This window comes from Exiguobacterium sp. s16, assembly GCF_018618115.1.
In the GTDB taxonomy this organism is placed as follows: Bacteria; Bacillota; Bacilli; order Exiguobacteriales; family Exiguobacteriaceae; genus Exiguobacterium; species Exiguobacterium mexicanum_A.
The window spans coordinates 323,775-350,743 of the sequence record NZ_JACSLM010000002.1; the positions used below are offsets into that span (position 1 = coordinate 323,775).

The 26,969-nt window shown below is 50.8% G+C and carries 26 protein-coding genes and 2 tRNA genes; 25 read left to right on the forward strand and 3 right to left on the reverse strand.

Annotated features, from left to right (window positions below):
* Window positions 1–120: 120 nt before the first annotated feature.
* On the forward strand, window positions 121–1,806 hold the full coding sequence (locus tag KNP86_RS05115; RefSeq protein WP_214753102.1) for a methyl-accepting chemotaxis protein: 1,686 nt from the start codon (window positions 121–123) through the stop codon (window positions 1,804–1,806).
* Between the two features lie 15 nt (window positions 1,807–1,821).
* On the opposite strand, the gene KNP86_RS05120 is transcribed toward KNP86_RS05115, so the two are convergent.
* Window positions 1,822–2,298 carry a hypothetical protein gene (locus tag KNP86_RS05120; protein ID WP_251128400.1) on the reverse strand — a complete coding sequence of 159 codons (477 nt, stop codon included), beginning with the start codon at window positions 2,296–2,298 and terminating at the stop codon, window positions 1,822–1,824.
* Between the two features lie 181 nt (window positions 2,299–2,479).
* On the opposite strand from KNP86_RS05120, the gene KNP86_RS05125 reads away from it, so the two are divergent.
* From KNP86_RS05125 to KNP86_RS05230, 22 genes are all read left to right on the forward strand, one after another.
* A complete protein-coding gene (locus tag KNP86_RS05125) occupies window positions 2,480–4,123 on the forward strand; it encodes a Na/Pi cotransporter family protein (RefSeq protein WP_034778062.1) in 1,644 nt (547 codons plus the stop codon).
* A 108-nt stretch (window positions 4,124–4,231) separates the two neighbouring features.
* A tRNA-Met gene (locus tag KNP86_RS05130) sits at window positions 4,232–4,308 on the forward strand.
* A 4-nt stretch (window positions 4,309–4,312) separates the two neighbouring features.
* Window positions 4,313–4,386, forward strand: a tRNA-Ile gene (locus tag KNP86_RS05135).
* A gap of 125 nt (window positions 4,387–4,511) precedes the next feature.
* Window positions 4,512–5,981, forward strand: coding sequence for an alpha-amylase (locus tag KNP86_RS05140; protein WP_214753104.1), 1,470 nt, complete (start codon window positions 4,512–4,514; stop codon window positions 5,979–5,981).
* 84 nt (window positions 5,982–6,065) lie between these two features.
* The gene (locus KNP86_RS05145) at window positions 6,066–6,674 is read left to right on the forward strand and encodes a superoxide dismutase (protein ID WP_214711426.1); all 609 of its coding nucleotides are present in this window, start codon (window positions 6,066–6,068) and stop codon (window positions 6,672–6,674) included.
* Between the two features lie 165 nt (window positions 6,675–6,839).
* Window positions 6,840–8,897, forward strand: coding sequence for a peptidoglycan D,D-transpeptidase FtsI family protein (locus KNP86_RS05150; RefSeq protein ID WP_214753106.1), 2,058 nt, complete (start codon window positions 6,840–6,842; stop codon window positions 8,895–8,897).
* Between the two features lie 152 nt (window positions 8,898–9,049).
* Window positions 9,050–9,988 carry a PstS family phosphate ABC transporter substrate-binding protein gene (locus tag KNP86_RS05155; protein ID WP_214706183.1) on the forward strand — a complete coding sequence of 313 codons (939 nt, stop codon included), beginning with the start codon at window positions 9,050–9,052 and terminating at the stop codon, window positions 9,986–9,988.
* Window positions 9,989–10,071: 83 nt separating this feature from the next.
* Entirely contained in the window at window positions 10,072–11,016 is a 945-nt protein-coding gene (pstC, locus tag KNP86_RS05160) for a phosphate ABC transporter permease subunit PstC (RefSeq protein WP_138859246.1), read from the forward strand.
* Between the two features lies 1 nt (window position 11,017).
* Window positions 11,018–11,929, forward strand: a complete 912-nt coding sequence (pstA, locus tag KNP86_RS05165; protein ID WP_034778052.1) for a phosphate ABC transporter permease PstA — start codon at window positions 11,018–11,020, stop codon at window positions 11,927–11,929.
* A gap of 103 nt (window positions 11,930–12,032) precedes the next feature.
* Window positions 12,033–12,794, forward strand: coding sequence for a phosphate ABC transporter ATP-binding protein PstB (gene pstB / locus KNP86_RS05170; protein WP_052090224.1), 762 nt, complete (start codon window positions 12,033–12,035; stop codon window positions 12,792–12,794).
* A gap of 15 nt (window positions 12,795–12,809) precedes the next feature.
* Entirely contained in the window at window positions 12,810–13,472 is a 663-nt protein-coding gene (gene phoU / locus KNP86_RS05175; protein WP_034778050.1) for a phosphate signaling complex protein PhoU, read from the forward strand.
* Window positions 13,473–13,590: 118 nt separating this feature from the next.
* Window positions 13,591–14,358: a DUF4912 domain-containing protein gene (locus KNP86_RS05180; RefSeq protein WP_214706178.1), complete on the forward strand. Its 768-nt coding sequence runs from the start codon at window positions 13,591–13,593 to the stop codon at window positions 14,356–14,358.
* 14 nt (window positions 14,359–14,372) lie between these two features.
* Window positions 14,373–16,574 carry a 1,4-alpha-glucan branching protein domain-containing protein gene (locus KNP86_RS05185; protein ID WP_214753107.1) on the forward strand — a complete coding sequence of 734 codons (2,202 nt, stop codon included), beginning with the start codon at window positions 14,373–14,375 and terminating at the stop codon, window positions 16,572–16,574.
* Between the two features lie 84 nt (window positions 16,575–16,658).
* Window positions 16,659–16,823, forward strand: coding sequence for a 50S ribosomal protein L33 (rpmG, locus tag KNP86_RS05190; protein WP_255313299.1), 165 nt, complete (start codon window positions 16,659–16,661; stop codon window positions 16,821–16,823).
* Window positions 16,824–16,878: 55 nt separating this feature from the next.
* Window positions 16,879–17,433, forward strand: a complete 555-nt coding sequence (locus tag KNP86_RS05195; RefSeq protein ID WP_214753110.1) for a 5-formyltetrahydrofolate cyclo-ligase — start codon at window positions 16,879–16,881, stop codon at window positions 17,431–17,433.
* On the forward strand, window positions 17,412–18,182 hold the full coding sequence (locus KNP86_RS05200) for a DUF92 domain-containing protein (RefSeq protein WP_034778042.1): 771 nt from the start codon (window positions 17,412–17,414) through the stop codon (window positions 18,180–18,182). Before KNP86_RS05195 ends, KNP86_RS05200 begins: the two co-directional genes overlap by 22 nt.
* A 169-nt stretch (window positions 18,183–18,351) precedes the next feature.
* Window positions 18,352–19,308, forward strand: a complete 957-nt coding sequence (locus KNP86_RS05205) for an L-lactate dehydrogenase (protein WP_034778040.1) — start codon at window positions 18,352–18,354, stop codon at window positions 19,306–19,308.
* A gap of 151 nt (window positions 19,309–19,459) precedes the next feature.
* A complete protein-coding gene (locus KNP86_RS05210) occupies window positions 19,460–20,512 on the forward strand; it encodes a rhomboid family intramembrane serine protease (RefSeq protein WP_138859253.1) in 1,053 nt (350 codons plus the stop codon).
* Window positions 20,513–20,527: 15 nt separating this feature from the next.
* Window positions 20,528–21,550 (forward strand): M42 family metallopeptidase, encoded by a 1,023-nt coding sequence (locus KNP86_RS05215; RefSeq protein ID WP_034778036.1) that lies wholly within the window; start codon window positions 20,528–20,530, stop codon window positions 21,548–21,550.
* Window positions 21,547–21,741, forward strand: a complete 195-nt coding sequence (locus KNP86_RS05220; protein WP_034778034.1) for a YqgQ family protein — start codon at window positions 21,547–21,549, stop codon at window positions 21,739–21,741. Before KNP86_RS05215 ends, KNP86_RS05220 begins: the two co-directional genes overlap by 4 nt.
* 93 nt (window positions 21,742–21,834) lie before the next feature.
* Window positions 21,835–22,797, forward strand: coding sequence for an ROK family glucokinase (locus KNP86_RS05225; RefSeq protein WP_034778031.1), 963 nt, complete (start codon window positions 21,835–21,837; stop codon window positions 22,795–22,797).
* 243 nt (window positions 22,798–23,040) lie between these two features.
* The gene (locus KNP86_RS05230) at window positions 23,041–24,957 is read left to right on the forward strand and encodes an LTA synthase family protein (RefSeq protein WP_214753112.1); all 1,917 of its coding nucleotides are present in this window, start codon (window positions 23,041–23,043) and stop codon (window positions 24,955–24,957) included.
* An 80-nt stretch (window positions 24,958–25,037) separates the two neighbouring features.
* On the opposite strand, the gene KNP86_RS05235 is transcribed toward KNP86_RS05230, so the two are convergent.
* Window positions 25,038–25,217 (reverse strand): DUF2759 domain-containing protein, encoded by a 180-nt coding sequence (locus tag KNP86_RS05235; RefSeq protein WP_029595254.1) that lies wholly within the window; start codon window positions 25,215–25,217, stop codon window positions 25,038–25,040.
* A gap of 158 nt (window positions 25,218–25,375) precedes the next feature.
* On the opposite strand from KNP86_RS05235, the gene KNP86_RS05240 reads away from it, so the two are divergent.
* Entirely contained in the window at window positions 25,376–25,996 is a 621-nt protein-coding gene (locus KNP86_RS05240; RefSeq protein ID WP_034778027.1) for an MBL fold metallo-hydrolase, read from the forward strand.
* A 38-nt stretch (window positions 25,997–26,034) separates the two neighbouring features.
* On the opposite strand, the gene KNP86_RS05245 is transcribed toward KNP86_RS05240, so the two are convergent.
* The gene (locus KNP86_RS05245; RefSeq protein WP_021067727.1) at window positions 26,035–26,298 is read right to left on the reverse strand and encodes a DUF2626 domain-containing protein; all 264 of its coding nucleotides are present in this window, start codon (window positions 26,296–26,298) and stop codon (window positions 26,035–26,037) included.
* A gap of 249 nt (window positions 26,299–26,547) precedes the next feature.
* Between KNP86_RS05245 and KNP86_RS05250 the strand changes: the two genes are divergently transcribed.
* Entirely contained in the window at window positions 26,548–26,934 is a 387-nt protein-coding gene (locus tag KNP86_RS05250; protein ID WP_052090134.1) for a Spx/MgsR family RNA polymerase-binding regulatory protein, read from the forward strand.
* Window positions 26,935–26,969: the final 35 nt, after the last annotated feature.

Sequence of the window (26,969 nt, forward strand, 5' to 3'; positions counted from 1 at the left end):
GCGCTTGATCGGTGTGCTCTTACAAAACGCTAACGTTATCTTAACAGATGCTTCATAATTTTCCACCGTCTCAGGACCGATATATTCAAAGAAATGACGTCTGAAAAGGTGGAATGTATCATGTTGGAACGATTGAAACAAATATGGGGTAGGAAGCGACAGGCGGAGAAGACGATGAGCCATCGCTTGCTATGGACGTTGATGCCGGTCATGCTCGTCCTGTTTTTAACCGTGTTCGGCTGGTTCGCTTTGAAAGCGGAGCAGTTGTTGACGAGCGAGGTTGAGAAACGGCTACATCGTGAAGCGACCGTCGTCCGCGAAACGGTCAAGGCGACGTATGGGGCGTACGTTGCGAATGAGAAAGTGCTGAACCGGGCGTTGAAGTCGATGTATATGCAACAAGCTTCCATTTTATCGGAGGATGGTTTAGAAGCGAGTCAATATTTATTGCGCGACACACAAGTCGAGCAATTGAGCGGTCGACAAGTCGAGGACCGTTTTATGAACCGTCTGGATGACAGCATGGCGAACGATGTGAGTGTCAGCGAACAAAAAGACGTGTTTATCGTTACGGCACCGATTCCCGAGTTGAAAGCCCATTATGCGATTGTCGTCATGAAACAGTCGGTGCTCGGCACGATGTGGAATTTAAGAGAACTTGTTTTCGTCGCAATCACGGTCATGCTCGTTATGATGATTGGCTTATTCTCGTTCATGATTCGGCGTGAAATCAAGCCGTTGACGGCATTTGCGGTCCGGCTTCGCGAATCAGTCGCCACGCGTTCGTTTTCAGAGGTTGAACTTCACGCAAAATCGTTTGAAATGCGAAGTTTGGAACGAGAGTACAACACGTTTATCGGACTATGGAAACGTTCGTTGTTGACGATGCTCGAGACGTCGACCGCTTTTGAATCGAGTCTACCTGTCTTTATGCGACAACTTGAAGCGAATCAAGAGCAAGTGACGGGGTTCAAACAAGTTGCCGCGACCGTCGCGTCGACGAGTCAGTCTTATCAGTCGTTCACGAACGAATCGACGCATCGTTTTACAGATTTGGCGGGACACGTCCGTTCGCTCGAACAAGAGATCGGTTCGGTTGATCAGCGGGCCGAGGCGTTGAAACAGACGATTAAGACAGAGATTGAATCATTCTCGACTGTCAAAGGAGCCAGCGAGCGATTCGCAAGAAAAGCGAGTGCGGTTCAGAACCGATTGCTAGAAAGTGAAGCGACGTCTGAACAGGCGGATGACGCACTTCAGAAGATTTTGTCTGTCGCGGCTGCGACGAAGATGTTGGCACTCAATGCCTCGATTGAAGCGGCACGGGCTGGAGAACACGGCAAAGGATTTTCCGTCGTCGCCCATGAAGTCGGCCAGTTGGCGAAGATCACGAATGAGTCGACACTGTCGGCCGTGGCTGCCATCGAAGCCATTCGATTGGAACGGGACGAGATTTTCAAGGAGATGAAACGCTTCGAAGAAGATATCTTTTATTTAGGCGAGACGTTGCGCCGGGTTGAAGGCGGGATTGAAACCATTGACCAGGAAATGAGAAGACAAATGACGCAGTTCCAATCCATCACCGAGCAAACAACTGCCACCGGACATCAATTACTACATATGGCGGAAGCAAATGAGCAATTAAAAGAAGTCGGCGTGGCACTCGAACGCAAATTAGACGAATTATATGAAGGCGTCGAGGGTTGGTCGGACGTACAACAGACGTTACAAGGCGCAGGGGTCGACTTAGGCAAACAAAGTAAACGGCTTCAAACCGTATTATCTGATTTGGCACCGACGTTATAACGATAGAAAGCCGGTTCAACGCAAACGTGCGTTGTCCGGCTTTTTTGATGACTTCGATTTGACGGGGATATGACGCAACGGAACAATCAAATAGACGAGGGATAAGACAACTCCGAGCCAAGTCAATGGAGGCGCGGCATGGTACAAAATAACCAGGAGGAGGACTGGAATCATCGTCATCGCGACTGCGTACGGCCAAGCCTGGCGATACGGCCACGTTTTCTTCGTGCGCCATTTCGTGGCGAGTTGGACGAGGAGGGCACTGAGCGCGACGAACCCCATATAGAAGAAGAAGATGGCGAAGCCATGTAAAAATATCCACATCGGCCAAAAGAAATCGGGCTGTAATACGATGTAATCGAGCAACGTGACCACAACCGTCAAGACGAGACTCGCCAACATATAGGCGTGGAGTGGGGCGAGGCGTAACCGTAACGCCTGCTTGGACGGGAAGAGGCTGTGGCGGAGAAACTGTGACGTCGTTTTGAGCATAAAATCTAACTCCAATCTGTTATAGTACAAATCTAGTAAAACAAACATAAATCATACAGTGGTTTAATAAAACCTTAACATTAAAGCTGTTTACATCGAATGGGTGATGCGGGCATAATGAGTAGGGCAATAAAAACCAAGCAAACACAACTAATTCACAATCAAAAGGAGTACAAAAATCGTGGAATACAATTTGCAAGAAATGTTATTCATGTTTTTTGGAGGATTAGGGATCTTCCTCTTCGGTATCAAATCGATGGGAGACGGCCTCCAAAAGTCAGCAGGTAACCGCCTGCGCGACATCCTTGATAAGTATACATCGAATCCGTTCCTCGGAGTACTAGCCGGGATCATTGTAACGGTCTTAATTCAATCATCGTCAGGTACGACGGTCATCACGGTCGGTCTTGTCAGTGCCGGCTTCATGACACTCCGTCAAGCAATCGGGGTCATCATGGGAGCGAACATCGGAACGACGGTGACGGCGTTCATCATCGGTTTCGACGTCGGCGCCTATGCATTGCCGATTATCGCTATCGGTGCGATTCTCCTGTTCTTCTTTAAAAAAGAGAAGTTGCAACACTTAGGTCAAATCTTCTTCGGGTTCGGGATGCTGTTCTACGGTCTTGAACTCATGGGCAGCGGGATGAAGCCGCTCCGTTCGAGCGAATACTTCATCGACTTGACGCAATCGATGAGTGACAACCCGTTCCTCGGTGTCGTCGTCGGTACGGTCTTCACGGTCATCGTCCAATCATCATCAGCGACGATCGGAATCTTGCAAGAATTGTACTCTGGTGGATCGATTCAACTCGACGCGGCACTCCCGGTCTTGTTCGGGGATAACATCGGTACGACAATCACGGCGATTCTTGCTTCGATTGGTGCTTCGGTCGCGGCCCGTCGTGCAGCAGCAGCGCACGTTATCTTTAACTTGATTGGAACAACAATTTTCATGATCTTGTTGATTCCGTTCACGCAGTATATCTACTGGGTCACAGATCTCTTAGCAATCGAAGACAAGATGCAAATCGCTTTCGCTCACGGGACGTTCAACGTCGTCAACACGTTCATCCAGTTCTGGTTCATCGGAACGATCGCATGGATCGTGACGAAATTCGTACCAGGGGAAGATTCAATCGTCGATACGAAAGCACAGCACTTGGATCCAATCTTCATCCAACAGTCGCCATCGATTGCTGTCGAGCAAGCTAAATATGAAGTCATCCGCATGGGCGATTTCGCAAAACTTGGTCTCGATGAAGCACGCAAATATATGGCAACTGGTGATAAGAAACATGCTGAGAAGTCGGCGCACATCGAAGACGCGCTCAACTCACTCAACTCAAAAATCACGGATTACCTCGTGAAGCTTGCCGCTGTCGATTTGACAGAACAAGAATCACAAGAACACAAGACACTCATGCATGCAATCAATGATATTGAACGCATCGGTGATCACGTCGAGAACATCATCGAGTTGATCGACTATAAGACGGCAACGCGCGTCAATCTCTCGGCCGACGCTCAAAAAGAGTTGACGGAGATGTACGATTTGACTCGTTCCACGCTTGAGAAGTCGCTTCAAACGCTTGCGAGCGGCGACATGGTCGAAGCTCGTCAAGTCATCGAGATGGAAGCGAAACTCGACATGCTTGAACGTCAATTCCGTAAAAATCACGTCGTCCGCTTGAACACAGGCGAGTGCGACGGCCAAGCCGGGATGTTCTTCGTCGATATGCTCTCGAACTTGGAGCGCATCGGTGACCACGCGATGAACATCACAGAAATCACGCTTGAAGATGCAAACGAAGGAATCGTTTAATCAAACGGTCCCTCTGGCTCGGTTGAGCCAGAGGGACTTTTTGGTTAGATGTGACTTTTGATTGACAGTGGGGACTTCATTCAGTATATTATTACTGTATAACAACGTGGCGGTGTAGCTCAGCTGGCTAGAGCGTACGGTTCATACCCGTGAGGTCGTGGGTTCGACTCCCTCCGCCGCTACCAATTAGGACCCTTAGCTCAGCTGGTTAGAGCAGACGGCTCATAACCGTCCGGTCGTAGGTTCAAGTCCTACAGGGTCCATTTGTGAACAGCTTTCAGATGAAAGCTGTTTTTTTGTTTTCATTTTTAGTTTTCAAATCCGAAGTCCTGGGTAAATATCCGTTAGCATTTTGTTTTTTGAAAAATATGAAATGAGGCGAAGCGAGATGGAACGAAATCATACGATGATGCAATTTTTTGAATGGCACGTCCCGGCTGACCAGAAGCATTGGAAGCGATTGAAAGAACGGGCTTCCGAGTTGAATGAAGCTGGAATCACCGCATTATGGTTGCCGCCGGTCACGAAAGGCCAGAGCGACGAGGATACGGGATATGGCGTGTACGATTTGTATGATTTAGGAGAGTTTGACCAAAAAGGAACCGTCGCGACTAAATACGGGACGAAACAAGAACTGCTCGAGGCGACAAAACACGCGCAAGAGCTCGGCATGCAGATTTATATGGATGTCGTCTTGAACCATAAAGCCGGTGCCGATGCGACCGAGAAGTTCGATGTGCTCGAGGTCGACCCGGAGGACCGTACGAACGTACTTTCAGAAGAACCGTTCGAGATCGAAGGATGGACGAAATTCGATTTTGAAGGCCGCAAAGATAAATATTCTTCATTTAAATGGAACTTCCATCATTTCAACGGGACGGATTATGACGCTGCGAACGACAAGAGCGGCATCTTCTTCATCATGGGTGAGAATAAGAAGTGGAACGATAACGTCGACGACGAGTTTGGTGTCTATGACTATTTGATGTTCGCCAATATCGACTATCATCACCCAGAAGTGAAGGAAGAAGTACTCAGCTGGGGCAAATGGTTTATCGAAGAGACGAAGTGTGACGGGTTCCGACTCGACGCGATTAAACACATCAACTATGATTTCGTCAAAGAGTTCAGTCAGACGATGAAAGCTGAAAAAGGTGAGAACTTCTATTTGGTCGGTGAGTTTTGGAAGTCAGAGCTCGAGGCATGCCGTGAGTTCCTCGACAACATTGACTATCATGTCGACTTATTCGACGTGCCGCTCCATTACAACTTGCAACGCGCCTCGACCGAAGGAGAATCGTTCGATATGCGGACCATCTTTGACGACACGCTCGTCCAGTCCCACCCGCTCCATTCGGTGACGTTCGTCGACAACCACGATTCACAGCCAGAAGAGGCGCTCGAGTCATGGGTCGAGGATTGGTTCAAACAGATTGCTTACGGGTTGATCTTGCTTCGCCAAGACGGTTATCCGTGTGTGTTCTACGGTGACTATTACGGGATCAACGGTCCGCATCCGGCCGAAGGGAAAAAACCGGCGATCGATCCGCTTCTTTATGCCCGTCGTGAAAAGGCATACGGCCAGCAAGATGACTACTTCGATGACGAGCACGTCATCGGCTGGGTCCGTCACGGCAGTGAAGAGATCGAGCGCTCAGGATGTGCTGTTGTGATTTCGAACAGCGAAGCAGCTGAGAAGCAGATGTTCGTCGGCGAACAACGAGCCGGTGAGAAATGGGTCGATTTGACGCAGACCGTCGATGAGGTCGTCGAGATTGACGAAGACGGAAAAGGGGTATTTAAAGTGGCGGCAGGGTCGATTTCCGTATGGGCGTTGCCGGAACAAGACGTCGAGTGAGGCATTACAATTGAGTCAGCCGTCACAAATCTGTTACATTTAAAACGAACGTTGTTCAAACCAATTTTAAGGGGGATTTTAGTTATGGCTAAATTTGAATTACCACAACTTGATTACGCATACGATGCACTTGAACCACACATTGACGCACGCACGATGGAAATCCACCACACGAAACACCACAACACTTACGTCACGAACGTGAACAATGCACTCGAAGGAAAAGATGTGGAATACTCTTCGCTCGAAGACTTGCTCCAAAAAATCGATTCGCTTCCTGCTGACATTCAGACAGCTGTTCGCAACAACGGTGGCGGTCACTGGAACCACTCATTCTTCTGGAAATTGTTGAAGAAAAACGAGAACGGCGCACCGACAGGCGAACTCGCTTCTGCCATCGATGAGGCGTTCGGTAGCTTTGATGCCTTCAAAGAGGAGTTCACGAAAGCAGCAACAACTCGCTTCGGCTCTGGTTGGGCTTGGCTCGTCGTGAAAAATGGTAAACTCGAAGTCACATCGACACCAAACCAAGATTCACCGATCATGGAAGGCGTTCAGCCAATCCTCGGTCTTGACGTTTGGGAGCATGCGTACTACTTGAACTACCAAAACCGTCGTCCGGATTACATCCAAGCGTTCTTCCATGTCATCGACTGGGATTACGTCGCGAAGCTCTACGCAGACGCAAAATAATGACACTGTCCCGGGATTCTATTGAATCTCGGGATTTTTTCTACATTTCATTAATTTGTAAACAAATTATGATATAGTGAAAATCGAGTCTAAAAATAGAAACATCATCGACATATATGTCACCTATACTTATAGAAGGAACGAGTCAGGAAGGAGACAACTGAATTGGCCAGACACCGTGTGAAAGTGCCGAAGAAACGGCGCAACCACTTGCCCTTGCGATTGAACTTATTGTTTTTCATCGTGTTCATCTTGTTCGCGACGCTCATTTTTCGTTTAGGCGTCGTTCAAATCGTCAACGGCGAGTTGATCGCCCGTGAAGTGCAAAAGACGGAATCGAGTAAAATCAAATACGAGGTGCCGCGTGGCAAGATTTACGACCGAAACGGGCAAGTGCTCGCCGATACCATCTCGAACTATTCGGTCATGTACCGTCGTTCGCAAGTGACAAAGACGGAAGAGCGGCTCGATGTCGCCATCAAGCTCGCTGACATCGTCGACGTCCCAGAGAAAGACCGCAAAGTGACGGAGCGGGACCGCAAGGATTATTGGATCGCCATCGATCCTGAGCGCTCGCAAGAACGCGTCCAAAAGCTATTGGCCGATCTCCCGGAAGAAGAGCGGGCCGCCTTGTCGAACCAAGACGTCGACCAATTGCTGCTCGATTCCATCACAGAAGCGGAAATCACGTTCGATGATGCGACCGAGGAAATCATCGCCATCAAACATAACATGGAGTCGGGTTACGCCCTCGACCCGCAAGTCATCAAAATCGGGGCATCTCCGAAAGAGATGGCGCTGATTGAAGAAAACTTGGAACTGCTCCCTGGCGTCAGCGTCGAACCGTATTATCAGCGGGATTATCCGTTCGGTGAGACGTTCCAAAGTTTCCTCGGAAGTTATCGTCAAATCCCGGCCGAGCAACGCGCCTCATATCAAGCGAAAGGCTATGGTTTGAATGACCGCGTCGGCACATCTTATCTCGAACAGCAGTATGAGGACGTGCTACGCGGAACCCCGGCCTATGACGTCTTCACGACGTATAAAGGAGAGCCGGTCGGAGAACCGACTCGTGTCAGTGGGAACCCAGGGAAAGATATCATCTTGTCGACGGACATCGAGTTCCAAAAAGAAATCGATGAGATTTTGAAGAAAGCGATTCGAGCCGGCCGTTCGGGAAGCCCGCACTTTGACCGTGCTTTCGCCGTCGTCATGAACCCACAGACGGGTGAATTGCTCGCCCTATCGGGACAAGAGCTCGACTATGAAACGAACGAATTCAAAGATGTCTCGACCGGGACGGTCCTGCGAGCGAGTCAAATCGGCTCGACGATCAAGGGAGCGACGGTCGCGTTCGGCCTTGAAGAAGAAGTCATCCAACCGGGTGAATACATTTATGACACGCCGATTCGCATCGGCTCGTCGCTCAAGTCGTCGTACCGAAACATGGGGAACATCAACGACCTGGATGCCCTCGCTTTGTCATCGAACATTTATATGTTCCAAATTGCCCTCCGGCTCGCCGATTATTACTCGACCGGCCAAATCGTCGGCGACAACGTGACCGAGGCGTTCAATACGATGGAACATTACTACAAACAGTTTGGGCTTGGCATCGAGACAGGGATCGACCTCCCGTATGAATCAATCGGATTCCGTAGTGTACCGGACCGTGTCACGCTCCTCATGGACATGTCGATCGGTCAGTTCATCTCGTACACGCCGATTCAATTGGCGCAGTATACGTCGACGCTCGCGAACGGTGGATACCGGATTCAACCGCACCTATTGAAAGAAATCATCGAACCGGGTTCGCTCGACGAGTCGAACAAGCAAGTCGTCAGCACGTTCCAACCGAATGCGCTCAATAAAGTCGACATCCGTGATGAATTCATTCAACGGGCGCGCCAAGGCTTCCGACAAGGGGTCGAGAGCGGAACGTCTCGTATCCTGCAACAGACAGGAATCACGGCGGCCGGTAAGACCGGTACCGCTCAAGCGATCGCAGAAGGGCCGGATGGTCAAGCGAAGCGAAACGCGAACGGGGAACCGATCAAGACACTCAACTCGAACCACGTCGGCTGGGCGCCGTATGATGACCCGGAAATCGCTTGGGCCATCATCATGCCAGGCCTCGAGGCGGAAGGGATCAACACCCGTGTCGCGCACGACATCATGAAGGCGTACTTTGATTTAGAAGACGTCCAAGCACAGCTCCAGTAAAGAAGTCACTTCGGTGGCTTCTTTTTTTGTCTTTACAATTCTTTTACGTTCCGTTTATTTCGCGTTAATAGTAGTTTATTAGGATGTTAATTGTAGGACAGAGCAAGGAAGCTACAACACAAATCAAAGCAAACTCAAGGAGGACGTCAGAAATGTCTTGGATGAAAAAATCAGCTTTAGTCGCTTCACTCACTTCGGTGGCCATCATCGGTGCCGCGTGTGGAAACAATGAAGAAGGAAACGGCGCAGCCGAAGGTGAAGGACTTTCAGGTAAAGTCGTCATGGATGGTTCGTCTACCGTATTCCCAATCATGGAAGCTGTAGCGGAAGAATACTCAGCTGAACAGCCAGACGTTGAAGTGACGGTCGGGGTTTCAGGTACAGGTGGCGGATTCAAACGTTTCGTCACTGGTGAGACAGACTTCTCGAACGCATCACGTGAAATCAAAGAAGAAGAAGCGGCTGAAGCCGAGAAGAATGGCGTTGAGTACACACAACTCGCTGTAGCGCTTGACGGTCTCTCGCTCGTCGTCAACCCAGAGAACGATTGGGCACAAGACATCACAATTGATGAGCTCAACAAAATGTGGACTGATCCGAACGTGAAGACATGGAAGGACGTCCGTTCAGACTGGCCGGATGAAGAAATCTCATTCTTCTCACCTGGTAAAGATTCAGGAACGTATGACTTCTTCAACGAAGCAGTCCTTGAAGATACAGACATCCGCGAAGACGCACAATTGTCAGAAGACGATAACGTCCTCGTAACAGGTGTCGCCGGTACGAAAGGTGCGATCGGATTCTTCGGATATGCGTATTACATTGAAAACAAAGATACGCTTCGCGCATTGAACGTCGAAGGCATTGAACCGACGACTGACACAATCAATGATCTTTCATACCCGCTCTCACGTGAAATCTACACATACGTGAACAACGCGTCGTTGAAAGATAAGCCGCAAGTCGCTGACTACACGCGCTTCTTGAATGAAAATGCAGCAGCCCTTTCAGAAGAAGTCGGATATGTCGGAATGGAACAAGCACGATACGATGAGAACGCTGAAGTGATCGACGAGATCGCTGGCGAGTAATAGCGCAGAAGGCAGAAGGTGAGAGTCGCTCTCGCCTTCTCGCCGTGCTTTCTAGTATGAAGAGGTAGGGAGCGATACACGAGATGAATCAACCAAACAAAGGGCTGTCAATTCGAGAGATGATTGAAGCCAATAAGAAAAAGAAATATAGTACGACGAACGTGTTTGATAAAGTCATGCCGTTCTTATTATTCTTGAGCGCATTCGTTTCGGTCGTCACGACGGTCGGCATCGCGTTCACACTCGGTTTTGAACTGTTCAAGTTTTTCGAGCGCGTACCGGTCGCCGAGTTTTTAGGCTCGACCGAATGGTATCCGCTTAGTGCCGATCAACGGTTCGGCGTCTGGGCCCTCGTCATGGGAACACTCCAGATCACCGTCATTGCCATGATTGTCGCTGTCCCGCTCGGTTTGGCATCGGCGATTTATTTGAGCGAGTACGCATCTGAGCGTGCCCGCACCATTTTGAAGCCGATTCTTGAAGTGCTCGCTGGCGTTCCAACGATTGTCTTCGGATTCTTCGCTTTGTCGTTCGTTACACCGATTTTGCAAGCGTTGATTCCGGGGCTTCAAATCTATAACGCACTCAGCCCGGGGATCGTTGTCGGAATCATGATTATTCCGATGATCGCTTCTATTTCGGAAGACTCGATGAGCGCCGTACCGAAAAAGATTCGGGATGGAGCCCTCGGTCTTGGCGCGACACGTCTCGAAGTCGCCATCAAAGTCGTCATGCCAGCCGCGCTCTCAGGGATTATCGCCTCGATCGTCCTCGGGATGAGCCGTGCCATCGGTGAGACGATGATCGTAACGATCGCTGGTGGGTCGCAGCCGAACTTCGAGTTCAACCCGCTCAACGCGATTCAAACGATGACGGCGTATATTGTCCAAATCGCCAAAGGTGATGCAGGATACGGGACAATCGAATACTACAGTATCTATGCGGTTGGTGCGCTATTGTTCGTCTTCACCCTTGTGATGAACCTATTCGCGAACTGGGTGACGCGCCGCTTCAGAGAGGAGTACTAATATGGCATTGCCGAACAGTGAGTTCAAGAATACGAAGAACTTGATGGATCGTGATTCGGTTTCACAACGAATCAAACGCCGTCTTCAATTGAATGAGATTTTTAAATATATCTTCTTAGCGGGGCTCGTTTTCGCCCTGCTCGTCTTGTCGACGTTGATTTATGACGTCGTTTCTAAAGGTGGCGGCTGGGTGAATTTGGATTTTCTCCGCAACTTCCCATCCCGTCGTCCTGAACAGGCCGGGCTGTACCCTGCCTTGATTGGGACGTTTTGGTTGATGCTTCTCATCGTCCCGATGGTGTTTGTCATCGGTGTCGGTGCCGCGATTTATCTTGAAGAGTACGCACCGAAGAACCGCATCACGTCGTTTATCGAAGTGAACATTTCGAACTTGGCCGGCGTGCCGTCAATCGTGTTCGGTTTGCTCGGATTGACCATTTTTGTACGTGTCATGGAACTCGGGAATTCGATTATGGCCGGAGCCTTGACGCTCGGACTGATGAGTCTACCAATTGTCATCGTCGCGTCGCAAGAAGCGCTCCGCTCGGTCAAAATGGAGTTGCGTCACGCATCGCTCGCGCTCGGAGCCTCGAAATGGCAGACGACGTTCAACGTCGTCTTGCCGTCGGCGATTCCAGGGATTATCACAGGGATCATCTTGGCCGTATCACGTGCGATTGGCGAGACGGCTCCATTGATCATGGTCGGAGCGGCGACGTTTATTTCGACGACGCCGAGCAGCGTGTTCTCGGACTTCACAGCGCTCCCGATTCAAATCTATAACTGGACGAGCCGTCCGCAAGCGGAATTCCAAAACTTGGCCGCTGCCGGTATCATCGTTTTGATGACGATGTTGATCATCATGAACTCGGCCGCCATCTATATCCGTAACAAATATACGAACCGACATTAAGTCGTAGCAGTAAACGAGGAGGACTCTCGAGATGATGAAACAAAAAGAACTCAAAGGAGATCATGAAGTGAATACAACGACGACCCAACCGAACGAAACGGTGATGCAGAAAGACAGTGCCTATGTCGTGAACAACTTGAACTTATGGTATGGTGACGATCAGGCGTTGATTGACGTCAATCTCGACATCAAGCAAAACGAAGTGACGGCCATCATCGGTCCGTCGGGTTGCGGGAAGTCGACGTTCATCAAGACGTTGAACCGGATGGTCGAGCTCGTGCCTTCGGTGCGTACGAACGGTGAGATTCTTTATCACGGCCGCAACATCTTTGACCGCGACTATCGGGTCGAAGATCTTCGGACGTCGGTCGGTATGGTATTCCAACAGCCGAACCCGTTCCCGAAATCAGTGTATGACAACGTGGCATACGGGCCGCGTACACACGGAATCAAAAACAAGAAAGTGCTCGATGAAATCGTCGAACGTTCGCTTCGCGGCGCGGCGATCTGGGATGAAGTGAAAGATCGTTTGAACGAGAACGCCTATGGCCTCTCGGGTGGTCAACAACAACGTCTCTGTATCGCTCGTACGCTCGCCATCGAACCGGACGTCATCCTCATGGATGAACCGACGTCAGCGCTCGACCCGATTTCGACGCTCAAAGTCGAAGAGCTCGTCCAAGAGTTGAAAGAGCAGTACTCGATCATCATCGTCACACACAACATGCAACAAGCGGCTCGTGTATCGGATAAGACGGCGTTCTTCTTGAACGGAGAAGTTGTCGAGTTCGATGCGACCGACAAAATCTTCTCGAATCCAACTGATAAACGGACTGAAGATTATATTTCTGGCCGGTTCGGTTAAGAAGGGGAGACAATCATGGCACAAAATCGCACATTCTTTGATATGAAGTTAAACGAATTAGAAGATAAAGTCGTTCGCTTGGCGAACTTGACGATGCGCCAGACGGCGACCGCCATCGAGGTGCTCGAGAAACGTGACCTCGAGCTCGCCCAGACGGTCATCGACAACGATAATGAGCTTGACGACCTCGAGCTCGAAATCAACGACGAGGCCATTCTATTGATCGCGAAACAGCAACCGGTCGCAACCGACCTCCGCCGCTTGATCGTGACGATGAAATCGGCGACGGACCTTGAGCGGATTGCGGACTATGCGACGAACATCGCCAAAGCCGTCGGCCGTATCGAGCACGTCCCGTACGTCCTCGACATCAAACCGCTCAAACAGATGGCCGAGCAGTTGATCGACATGCTCGAGCTCGCGACGCGCGCTTACCGGAAGGGTGAGGTCAGCCGGGTGCGTGAATTGAATGAGATGGATAAAGTCATCGATGATTTGAACTTACAGACAATCAAACAATACATGGGATTCGTTCCGAACATGACGGTTGGGACGAACGACGTGTATGAGTTTTCGAACATCGCCCGTTATTTAGAACGGATGGGTGATCATGTGACCAATTTCGGAGAACATCTCATTTTCCTTGAAAAAGGGAAACATTATGATTTAAATCAGTGACAAGAGTGGTAAAGAACAACAGACCAGTTGTTCTTTACTTTTTTTTGTGCAGGAATTCACGGATAAGGAGCGAATAGTAGAACACATGGATTTTTTTTAGGAAGGGAGCCACATATATATGGAAGAGAAAATCGTTTCCTTGAAACAACAAGGACTGACGTTAAAACAGATTGCAGAACAATTAGATATGCCAATCGGGAAAGTCCAATACGCTTGGCGTAAATGGCGTTCCCAACATGGGGAGCCGGCGAAGCCGGTAGCCGCACCAAAACGAAAGACTGAAGGGAAGAAAGCAATGACATCTAAATCGAAGCAAGTACCCGCCTCGTCTGTGAAGCAGGTCGCTTCGACACTGCAACACGAGGAGCCTGCCCAATCACCGCTTCTTGACAAAGGTCCAGAAGGGTTCTGGAAGCTCCCAGACCGCTACGATCAAGATTTGATGCATGCGGTCGTCCAATCACCGAACGCCGTTTACGTCTTCTGGGAAGTGTCGGACAGCGTCAAAGAGACGCTCTCGATGCAATTTATGCGTCCATGGGAAGACTTGCCGAAAGCGTTCCGCATCCTTGACATCACATTGCTTGATTACGCGAGCGGGCATGCGAACCGGGCGTATACGTTCGAATTGCCGGAGATGACGAACAGTTGGTTCGTCCGTCCGCTCGACCCGAATACGACATACGTATTTGAGTTTGGGATTCGGACGATGGAAGGGGAGTTCCTACCGTTGCTCGCATCCTCACCGATTGATACGCCACGGGCAGAGCCGGCCGGGCACGGTCGTTTCGCCGAACCGGTGCGACGCTGGCAGTACGGGGAAGTCGAGGCTCCTGAACTACTCGACACGTTACCAAAATATTCCGCATATCGATTCGTGCGCTGAGGAGGATTTTTTAGATGAAACCAGGTTATTTTTCACTCGTCCTTCATGCCCACCTTCCGTACGTAAGACATGAAGAGAAACACCGTCTAGAAGAGAGATGGGTGTATGAAGCCATCTCCGAGACATATATCCCGATTCTTTGGCAAGTCGACCGTCTGCAAAAACCGCTCCATTGGACGGTCAGCATCTCACCGCCCGTCGTCGAGATGCTCGCCGACCCGCTCGTCCAGGACCGTTACGTGGAACATTTGGATGAGATGCTCGAATTGATTGAGATCGAGCTCGCCGAAGGACGGAGCGAACAGGAAGTTGAGACGCTCCATTTTTATCGCGGGCGCTACAACGATTTGAAAACAACGTTCCTGCATTGGGAAAAGAACTTGAACCATGCGTTCCGTACATATCGTGAGCAAGGGTTCATCGATATGGTCACGTGTACGGCGACGCACGGCTTCAACCCGCACTTGTTCACTGAGCAGGCGGCTCGCGCTGAAATCCGGACGGGACTGAACTGTTTCGAACGTCATTACGGGTTCCGTCCGACCGGCATTTGGTTACCGGAATGCGCCTACACACCAGGTGTCGACCGTATCCTTTATGAAGAAGGGATTCGCTATACGTTCGTCGATGAGCACGCCTTGCTCGAAGCTGATCCGACGCCGGAGAAAGGCATTGGCGCTCCGGTCTACTCGCCACATGGCGTCGCCTTGTTCCCGCGTGACCAAATCATCTCCGGAAAAATCTGGAGCTCGATGATCGGGTATCCGGGCCATCCGGACTATCGCGAGTTTTATCGTGACCTCGCCTACGATCGCGACTGGGAGTATATTGAAAAGTTCATGCATCCGGAAGGAATTCGCTTCGATACGGGCTTGAAGATGCACCGCATCACGGGCGACTCGGATGAGAAAGACTATTATGTCCGCGCCTGGGCCGAACATCAAATCGACAACCACGCCCTCGATTTCGCACAGACGCTCGAAGGGCATCTCGAGGCCCACGGTGGACAGATGTTCCCGCCGTTCCTCGTGACGGCACCGTTCGATGCTGAGCTGTTCGGACACTGGTGGTTTGAAGGACCCGAGTTCCTCGGGAAAGTCGCCGAACGGCTCGAAGAGTTTGGCATCGAGACAATCACGCCAGCCTTGTTCCTCGAGCGTCACTTCCAAGACCTCGAGACGGTCCACGTATCGATGAACACGTGGGGACGTAAAGGGTACGGCGACGTCTGGATCAACGAACGCAACGAATGGATGCTACGTCACTTACACATGATGGAGACGCAACTCGTCAAAGACGTGGCCGACTATCGTCACAAGTCGCCACTCGTCGACCGGACACTGATCCAACTCATTCGCCATTACGTACTCGCTGTGTCGAGTGACTGGGCGTTTATCCTCGACGGGCAGACCACGGCCCAATATGCGGCAGAACGGTTCCGCGAGCATACGCGATTGTTCGCCGAACTCGAGACGGCACTTTATCAAGACAAGCTATCGGACGAGTTGCTCGCTGAACATTATCGCGCGTATCCGTTCCTTGACGATGTGGACATCGACATCGACACGTTCTTGTCGCCACACGACTATTATGTGACTACGGAGCGTGGCCAAGAGGACGAGGCGATCCTCGTCTTGACGCCTGAATATACAGGCAACGTCGTCGGGGACCTCGGTCGTCGCGTCATCGACGAGGTCGAGGCACGAGCAGCGGACGGGGAGACAGTGTACGTCTTGACACCGTTCAAAGAAGGGTTGCCGGAATATGAACGCCACAACCGTGTTCACGTGTACCGCGTTCGCCTGACGAGCCCGTTCTTGGAGCATGTGATGAACCAAGTTGCGGCTCAAAACGTGGCCTACGTCAAACTTGCACATGAGCTTGTCTCGAAAGTCACCTTCAAAGCGATCCATCAATTCGATTGGATGACGATTACAGCGGCACGTTCACTTGCGAAAGCACTACAAGTTCCGTTATACTCAACTATGTTGTCATTTGAAACGACTCGCAATCCGCATGGACACGGCGGACTGTTCGACGCAATCCATCGAATCGAGAGCAGCATCCTCGCTGAAGCCGATACGGTCTTTATTTGCGAACAACTGTCGACCGAGGAAGTCGGAATGCGCTATCCGATTGGCGATAACGTAAAAACCTGCCTGCCGCTCGATGCTTCGCCATACGGGCAGAAACGTTTGAAAAAGAACACGAAATAACCTTGCTTTTTCAAATAAAACTTGGTAGGATAATTGAGTATGCTTAGACTGTAAAGCAAAAGCACTTGATACAACATCAGTAAGATGGGAGTGAAAGAAATGCGCGTTAAAATCACACTAGCTTGCACAGAAACAGGCGATCGCACGTACATCACGAAGAAAAACAAACGTAACAACCCAGAGCGCCTCGAATTGCGCAAATACAACCCACGTCTCCGTCGTCACACGCTTTACCGCGAAGTGAAATAATGAGACTGGCCGTCACTCATGTGGCGGCCTTTTTTTTGAACAAGGGGGAATTGAAGTGATTGAAAAGAAACTACTCCGGCAAAATGTACATCGTCAAATCCGTGAACTCGACGACCGACCGGACCGGGACCGCGTCATCATACATACATTGACCGAACTGAAGGCGTGGCGAGAGGCGGATACGGTGGCCGTCACGCTCGCCCTCGATTTAGAGATTGATACGTTGCCACTCATTCGCTTAGCTTGGCAGGCAGGAAAATCGGTGTTCGTGCCGAAAGTTACAAAACAGGGACTTACGTTCCATGAAATTCATTCATTCGAAGACCTTGAGCCGGGCGTCATGGGTATTTTAGAGCCGACGACGGTCGCGACGACGCGGACGATTGACGTCTGTATCGTGCCGGGACGTGTCTTTGACCGATCCGGGTATCGGATCGGCTGGGGTGGGGGGTATTACGACCGTTTTTTAGCGACGTATGAAGGTGTCACCATCTCGTTGGCCTATGACGTCCAACTGCTCGATGAAATCCCGGTCGAGCCACACGACATTCCTGTCGAATTTATCGTGACGGAAAGGGAAACGATTCTATGCTCGCCATCTTTCTCGTAACTTGTCTGGTAGCCTTCGCCGGCTATCGTCTGCGCTCACTGACCCGTTCTGGGGCTGTCTTGACGGTCGTGACGGGTACAGTCATTGGGTACGGATTTGGTTGGTTCGGGCTCTATTTGCTCGGTGTCTTCTTTTCGACGTCATCGCTCGCCTCGAAATACCGTTCCCGCGACAAAGAGCCTGTCGATGAAATCGTTGAAAAATCGGGACCTCGTGACTTCGTTCAAGTGCTCGCCAACGGTGGTATCGGGATGGCGACGGCGCTCGGTATGTTGCTTACACCGAACGATGCCTGGTTATTCGCGTACATCGCTTCGATTGCGGCGGCGACGAGCGACACTTGGGGCTCTGAGTTCGGGGTGCTCGCCAAACAAAAACCGCGCTCCATTTTGACGTTCCGCGAAGTGGAACCGGGAACGAGTGGCGGGGTGTCTCCGTTCGGGACGTTCATGTCGGTCGCGGGGGCAACGGTCATTATCGTCGCTTCGTTGCCATTTATCGATATCAGCTTACGGTTCGCCGGCTTGTTGATTGCTCTCGGGTTGACCGGAAGCGTTGTCGACACTCTCCTTGGGGCGACGGTTCAACGCAAGTTTCGTTGTCGTGTATGCGGTAAGCTGACCGAGAAGAAAGTCCATCATCACGAGCCGACGACTTACGTTTCAGGCTGGCGCTTTCTCGGCAATGACGCCGTCAACTTTTTGGCGATCGCCTCGGCGGCGGCGATTAGTTTCCTCTTGCTGCGATGAGGGTAGTACAGTCAGTGAAGATGTTTCAAATGAATGTGAATATTGTCACAATATTGCCAAACTGAAAACGGTTTCCCTTGTAGTGAGTGTTTGTGAATGATGTTACAATCTTTATGTAACAGACAAAACAAAAACATGAAACAGATTGTTCGAAGGGTGGAGAATCAATATGGAAACATTAAATCATGCTAAAGTAACACGCGTCGCGCTCGTCGGGGCCGGAGCGGTCGGTGCCAGCTTTGCTTACCAATTGACGACAGCTAGTCTCTGTGAGGAACTTGTGATCATCGATATCAACAAATCGAAAGCTGAAGGGGAAGCAATGGACTTGAATCACGGTGTCTCGTTCGCCTCTTCACCGATGCGCGTCTGGGCAGGAGACTACACAGACTGTGGTGCAGCAGATATCGTCGTCATCACTGCCGGCGCACCGCAAAAACCAGGTGAAACACGTCTCGACCTCGTCGAAAAGAACGCCAAAATCATGAAGTCGATGATTGGGGACATCATGGCATCTGGTTTTGATGGCATCATCATCATCGCCTCAAACCCGGTCGACATCATGACCCACTTGGCTTGGAAATATTCAGGATTACCGAAGCATCGGGTGTTCGGTTCAGGAACGGTACTCGATACGTCACGTCTTCGCTACATGCTCGGTGATTACTTCAACGTCGATCCACGTAACTGCCACGCTTACATTATGGGCGAGCATGGCGACACAGAGTTCGCGGCATGGAGCAACGCCCGTATTTACGGAAAATCGGTCGAACAGTTGCTTGAAGAGAATGACGAGTACACATGGGAAGACCTCGAAGATATCTACGTCAACGTTCGTGACGCAGCCTACCATATCATCGAACGTAAAGGGGCGACGTACTACGCCATCGGTCTTGGTCTCCTTCGTCTTGTCAAAGCCGTGCTTCGCAACGAGAACACGTTATTGACGGTCGGCGCGCACTTGGACGGTGAGTACGGTTTGAACGACATCCACATCGGGGTACCAGCGATCATCAACCGTCAAGGTGTCCGTCAAGTCGTGGAAATCGAGTTATCAGAAGAAGAAAAACAAAAGATGCATCATTCGGCAGAAGTGCTCTTGAAAACGATGCAACCTGTCTTATAAAACCGAGCAATCCTTCGCTCATCACCGTAGCCGCCTAACGCCGCTACGGTTTTTTTGTCATCCGCTCTTCTCGACACGTTGCATAGAGGCTCTCTTTTGTCGCCAGCTATAATTTCCTTTAAAATAAAAGTATAGAAGGAGGTGACCATCGATGTCAGAGCCAGCTTGTTTTTGGGAAGACGTATATCGTGCGGTCGAATCGGGAGGGCGCATCGAGGGCATCTTAGAGCCGTCGCGGGCACTTTTATTGTTCGACACGAAAGCGGGGGACGTCTATCACCTCTACATACGGACGGACAAAGCCTGGGCGAACCATGTCGGCATGGACGTCGAGGCGGTCATGAACTCGTTTCGATTGGCCCGCATCGGTCGTGAGAAGTTACACGTCCACATTTACGGCGATCCGCTTGTCGATGAGGAGCGCCTATCGTCCCTCACGTTCCCGATTGCGGCGAAAGTGAAGCTCGGCATGAGACCGTGTGGGCAAACAGAAGAGTCGTACCGACCACGGGCCGTCGCGCTCGATCAACAACGGAAGAACGAACTAAAGCAACGGTTCTCCTTCGGGAAACCACAATTCGTCTATGGACTCATGTTCGTGACGTTTCTTGTCATGTGGTTCGCCGAATCGATCGGGTCGACGCTCGACCCGAATACGCTCATCCGCTTCGGGGCGAAAGTGAATCCACTCATCGACGAAGGGGAGTGGTGGCGCCTGGTCACACCGATGTTTCTCCATATCGGCTGGTTCCATTTCGCAATCAATATGTTCGCGCTTTGGTCGCTCGGTCCGCTCGTTGAACGGATGTACGGTTCGTCACGCTTCGTCACCATTTATTTGTTAGCCGGCGTCATCGCCACAGTCGCCTCTTACGCGTTCAGCGAAGCCATATCGGCCGGGGCATCGGGGGCGCTGTTCGGGCTCGTCGGGGCACTCCTCTATTTTGGCCTCCGAGACCGTTCCTTATTTATGAAGACGCTCGGTCCGCCGCTGTTTATTATGTTAGGATTAAACGTAGGACTCGCTTTCGTCCTTGGCGCTAGTTTGGACCATTCCGCACATGCGGGGGGGCTGGTCGGGGGTTTTCTGATGGCGGGAGTGGTCGGCTTGCCGGATGAGCATACGAAGAAGCGCCGCCTGTTGTTTGCGGTGATCGTACTCGTGGCATCTGGAGCGTTATTCTGGTTCGGCTATAATCGATGACAAAGGAGTAAGGATATGATTAATACGTTGAAGCAACTGGTTGAAATTCCGAGTCCGTCCGGCATGACGGATGAGGCGATCGGCTTCGTGGAGCAAGAACTCACGAATCTCGGCGTCGCCACGAAACGCTTGAATAAAGGAGCGCTCCTGGCGACGTTTGACGGGAAATCGGATCGGGCGCGCCTGTTGACGGCTCACGTCGACACGCTCGGGGCGATGGTGAAAGAGATTTTGCCGAGTGGCCGTCTACGGTTGACACAAGTCGGCGGCTACGCCTGGACCGCCATTGAAGGGGAGAACTGTTTGGTCCATGCGGAGGCGGGTGAACCTGTCGAAGGAACGATTCTTATCCATCAATCAAGCGTCCATGTGTATAAAGACACGAACAGTGCCGAACGGACGGCATCAAATATCGAGGTACGACTGGACGCTGACGTTCATTCGGCTGAAGACGTGCGTGCCCTGGGCATCGAGGTCGGGGACTTTGTCTCGTTCGATCCACGCTTTCGCCAGACGAACGCGGGTTATATCAAATCTCGACACCTCGACGACAAGGCGTCCGTCGCCATTTTGCTCGACTTGGCAAAAGACCTCGTCGGCGCCGACTTGCCACATCCGGTCCATTACTTGATCTCCAACTATGAAGAGGTCGGGTTCGGGGGCAACGCCGGGATCCCGGAGGCGGTGACCGAATATATCGCCGTCGATATGGGGGCGCTCGGGGACGGCCAGCACTCGGACGAATATACGGTTTCAATCTGCGCGAAAGATTCATCAGGTCCGTACGATCTCGGATTACGCCGTCAGTTCACCGCGTTGTGCCGGGAACACGGTATCGCCCATAAAGTCGATATTTATCCGTATTATGGATCCGACGCCTCGGCAGCAATCAGTGCCGGCTACGATGTACGCCATGCACTCCTCGGACCAGGCATCGAGTCGAGCCATAGCTATGAGCGGACGCATACAAAATCGCTCGAGGCGACACGGGAACTGCTCTATCGTTACGTGCTCACGACGATGGGAGACGGACGATGAGAAATTTTTATGATGTCCAACAATTCTTGAAATCATTCGGGACGATCATTTATATCGGCGAACGCGATGCCGAGATTGGCCTCATGATGATGGAACTCGACGAGTTGCATGCCGGCGGGATGATTGAACAACGAGAGTATGACACGGCCAAGATCATTTTGACGCATGAATTGAAAAATTCAATAGATTGACAGAAAAACCCCTAGTGCAAAGGTTTGCACTAGGGGTTTAATAGTGTAAACTATGGGATGAAAGCGATTTAATCGAGATGAGGAGTGGAACAGATGAAGTGGTTATTAGGAATCGACATTGGTGGGACGACGGTGAAAATGGCCGTCTTAGATATGAACGGGATCATTTCTGACAAATGGGAGATCACGACGGACATTCGAGAAAACGGGGTACATATTCCGACTGATATCGCTGCTTCATTCGAGGCTTATCTAGAAAAATCGGGCAAAGCGAAAGAGGAGTTCGCCGGTGCGGGAATCGGGGCACCTGGATTCATCAACTTCTCCGAGGGTGTCGTCGAATACTCGCCGAACATCGGTTGGAAAAACTTTGCGCTCGTCAGCGAGTTTGAGAAAGCCGTGGGATTGCCGGCCGTCCTAGAGAACGACGCGAACGCCGCCGCACTCGGTGAGATGTGGAAAGGTGCCGGTGAAGGCGCGTCAGAACTCCTTGCCATTACACTCGGCACGGGCGTCGGTGGCGGTGTCATCACGAATGGAAACATCGTCCACGGGGCAGCAGGGATGGCTGGAGAGATTGGTCACATCACTGTTGAACGTGACGAGTCGAAAGCCGTCATGTGCGGTTGCGGACGCAAAGGTTGCATCGAGACGATCGCTTCGGCGACAGGTGTCGCCCGCTTGGCGCTCCAAAAACGAAAAAATCGGACGACGTCGTTGAACGAGTTGAAAGAAGTGACGGCACGTGACGTGTTTGAAGCGTTCAAGGCGAACGATCCCGTCGCCACAGAAGTCGTCGAAGAGATGACCGAATATCTCGGCCTAACGATCTCAAATATCGCCAACACGTTGAATCCAAAGATGATTGTCATCGGTGGAGGGGTCTCGAAAGCGCGTGAAGCGCTCCTTGAACCGCTCGATGAGCAGTTCAAACGGTTCGCGCTTGAACGCGTCTACGCCTCGACCACGTTCAAAATTGCGGAACTCGAGAACGACGCCGGTGTCATCGGGTGTGCTTGGCTCGCCCGCAAACATTTCTTGCCAACCCGTGTCTAATAATTGTCCATGCACGCCTGCGTCTTGACGCAGGCGTGTTTTTCATATGGAACGGGTATGGGATAATGTAAAATTTGTAATGACAGAGTTGATTTTTTGTTAAAAAAGGGGTAAGATTTGGACTTGATACCGGACTGTTATCGTACGTGAAATGGATAACAAGCTTACTGGACTTATAAAAAAAATAGGGGGACGGACTCCGTTTGAGCTCGTCACCCGTTGAACAGAGGAGGAGGCCGTCAGATGAAGTCATCTCAGAGCTTTTCGAAGCTTACTATGCGACTGAATGATACGGTCCGCGCTTCGTTTCAAGAATATCGGTTATTTTGGATCTTTTCGCTATTACTTTGGACGAAGACGTACGTAGTTTACCAATTTTTCTTCAATATCCCGATTGAAAACACCGCCCAGGCATTCATCTTGCTGATCAGCCCGATCAGCTCCACTTTATTCCTATTCGCCTTCAGTTTCTTCTTTAAAGGAAACAAGCAGAAATGGGTATTGTACATGCTCTATGCCGCGGCGTCATTCATCTTATTCGCAGACGCCGTCTATTACCGCGAGTTCACCGACTACTTGACGATGCCGGTCATTTTGCAACCGTCGAACATGGAGACGTTATCGACGTCGTTCACGTCACTGTTGGAGTGGAAAGATTTGATCATCCTTGGGGACGTCCTTATCTTGCCGTTCATCCTCTGGCGCATTAATGCGACAGCAACGGCTGCTTCCCATCGCAGAGCGCTCGTGACGTTCGCGACGGCGGTCGTCGTCTTCTTGTTCAACTTGTCGCTCGCTGAAACGGAACGTCCTGAACTGTTGACGCGTTCGTTCGACCGGGAGCTGTTGGTCAAGAATATCGGGACGTTCAACTTCCACGTCTATGACGCCATGCTTCAAACGAAGACATCGGCTCAAAAAGCGATGGCCGATGGGTCGGAGCTTGCAAAGATTGAACAGTACACCCGTCAACATTACGCGGCACCGAACCCGGACTACTTCGGGAAATATAAAGGCAAAAACGTGATCGTCGTCTCTTTCGAGTCGGCCCAAAACTTCACGCACAACATGAAGGCCTCGAACGGCGAATACATCACGCCGAACTTGAACAAATTGATCGAAGAGTCCCACTACTGGCCGAACTATTACCATACGGTCGGACAAGGGAAGACGTCAGATGCCGAGTTCGCGCTCGATAACTCGCTCTATGGCCTCCCGCGTGGTGCCGTCTACTTCACGAACGCCGACAACGAGTATCAGGCGCTTCCTGAATTGATCAAGGAAGACAACTATTATTCGGCCGTGTTCCACGCCAACAACAAGTCGTTCTGGAACCGGGACTTGATGTATAAAAATATCGGCGTTGATCAATTCTTCGACGAGAAGAGTTATGACCTCGGTAACCCCGAGGATATGACGGAGTGGGGACTTCTCGACGACAGTTTCTTCGAACAGTCGATCCCGATGCTTGAAGAGTTGCCAGAACCGTTCTACGCGAAGTTCATCACGCTCACGAACCACTTCCCGTACACGATGCCGAGCGAAGACTATGAGCTCGTCCCGAAATTCGAGACGAACTCGACGACGCTCAACAACTTCCCGCAGGCGCTCGCGTATCAGGATTACGCGCTCGGGTTGTTCATCGATGAGTTGAAGGCGAACGGCATGTGGGATGACACGATCTTCGTCGTCTACGGTGACCATTACGGCATCTCGACGAACCATAACGACGCGATGGCCGACCTGCTCGGGAAAGACGAGTTGACGCCATACGACGTCGCCAAGCTCCAAGCGGTCCCGTTCGCGGTCCACTTACCGGGACAAGCCAAGGGCGAAGTACATGACACGATCGGCAGTCATGTCGACATGAAACCGACGATTCTTCACTTGCTCGGAATCGACACGTCGGACACGGTCGGATTCGGTAGCGACTTGTTATCGGAAGACCGGACGAGCCGCGCCATCTTCCGTGACGGCACCGTTATCACTGAGGAGTATGTCTGGACGCAATCGACATGCTATGACGCCTCGAGTGGTGAAGTCGTTGAGGACGTTTCACTTTGTGGACCGGATAGTGAAGAAGCAGAGAAGATTCTCCAAATGAATGATGACTTGATTTATTCGGATCTGCTTCGTTTCAAAGAACAGACCGAACAGTAACAAACAGCGCCGTCCCGGCTAAGCCGGGATGGCGCTGTTTGTTATACAAAAAAAGACGACCGAGGTCGTCTTCATGCTCATTAGCCTGGGATTCCACCGTAAATCAATGTCGCGACGCCGAAGAATCCAAATACGAGTACAGTGACCGCGGCGAAAGCCAGTGGAAAGAATTGGCGTTTCTTAAACGAACGGGCCATTCCCCAGATTGCAACGAGTGCAACGATGAGCGAGATCCATCCAAATGGTTCATACAAATGCATGACGAGTTCCCCCTTTATTATACGTCATGAAATTCATAAAAATTTCACTGAAATATCATTATTATTTTATCCGATAATGTACACGCTGTCGAGCAAAGAAAGCCTCCGCTACAATTTTGCCACAATATCGATTAGAATGGGATGTGGAGGTGTTCTGAATGAATATTGTAAAAATCACATCGGGCTTGGCCCAAGAGAACGGATACGTGCTCGAGAAAGACGGGACGGTCCTCATCGTCGACCCAGGTACGGACGATCCGAAATTCTTTGAGGCGGTCGAACGCTTCGGTGGCTTGAACGCCATCTTGTTGACACACGCCCATTTCGATCATATCGGTGGCATCGATGCCCTGCGTGATCGTTACGCCGTACCGGTGTACGTCCATGAAGCGGAACGGACGTGGCTGATGGACGACGAGAAGAACGGGGCGGCGAAGTTCCATCTGCCGAGCGCATCGATGCGTCCAGCCGAACGGGTCTATCAAGGTAAAACGCTCGAAATCGGTGCCTTCACGATTGAGTTGCATCACACGCCTGGTCATTCGCCGGGCAGCGTCACGCTCCACATCCCGACTGAACGCATCGCCTTCTGTGGGGATTTGATTTTCAAACAGTCGGTCGGACGGACTGATTTATACGGTGGCGACCAGGCCACTTTGCTCGGATCGATCGATCGGATGCGACAGCTGTTACCAGGCGAGACCGTGCTCTATTCTGGACATGGGCCGAAGACGACGCTCGAGGCCGAAATTCGGACGAATCCATTTTTCGAGCGATGAATCAAAAAAAGATTGTCTCACGAGGAGACAATCTTTTTTTACATTTGGAAGTTACTCCAATACGTGAAGACGACGAAGAAGACAGTCAAATACGCGCCGAACACGTATACATACGTTTTTTCAGTGAGTTTCAAGTAGCCTAGTGCGACGAAGAAAATAGTTTGAGCTAAAAAGACAAGACCCATTACGACGAAGTCACCACTATGTTCGCTACTGCTTTGATCTCCACCGAGTGCGCCTACGAAAGCAAGCGCCGCGATCAACCCAGTCCAAAAGCCTAGGACACGGAACATTCTCGCCATGTTAATCCCCCCATACGTGCATTATTCCATTCTCATTCACTATTTTACCAACACATTCAGAAAAATGCTATGGAAACGTGTGAATTGAGCAAAATAATCGTGAAAAATATGTGAAATAATTAGGTTGTACAAACTTGTACAAAAAAATAAAAAAACTTGTACAAACTATGTACAAAACGGGTATAAGGTTGTATAATCGATTTACACACATCGAACGAATTGGTTCTCAACTTCAAAGGAGGTATTAAAATGGCAAATGAATTGATGTTCTATACGTATCCGAGCTGTACCTCATGCCGTAAGACGAAAGCGTTTTTACAAGAGCAACACCTCGAGGTGAGCGAGCGCCATATCTTCCGGAACGCCCCGACGGTAGATGAGTTGATGACGCTGTTAGCACTCAGTGAAAACGGTGTCGACTCGCTTCTCGCGACGAGAAGTCAGGCGTTCAAACAACTCGACATCGACGTCGAAGATTTGAAGCTAAGTGAATTGCTCAAATTGATGAGCGACAACCCGAAACTATTGAAACGTCCAATCTTGACGGATGGCAACGAAGTCATTGTCGGCTATGACAAAGCGACAATCGAGGCGTATGCCCGCCGTTTCGAATCAACAACTGCAAACGTATCCTGACACAAGTCCACTTTCCAAGGAGTGGGCTTTTTTTT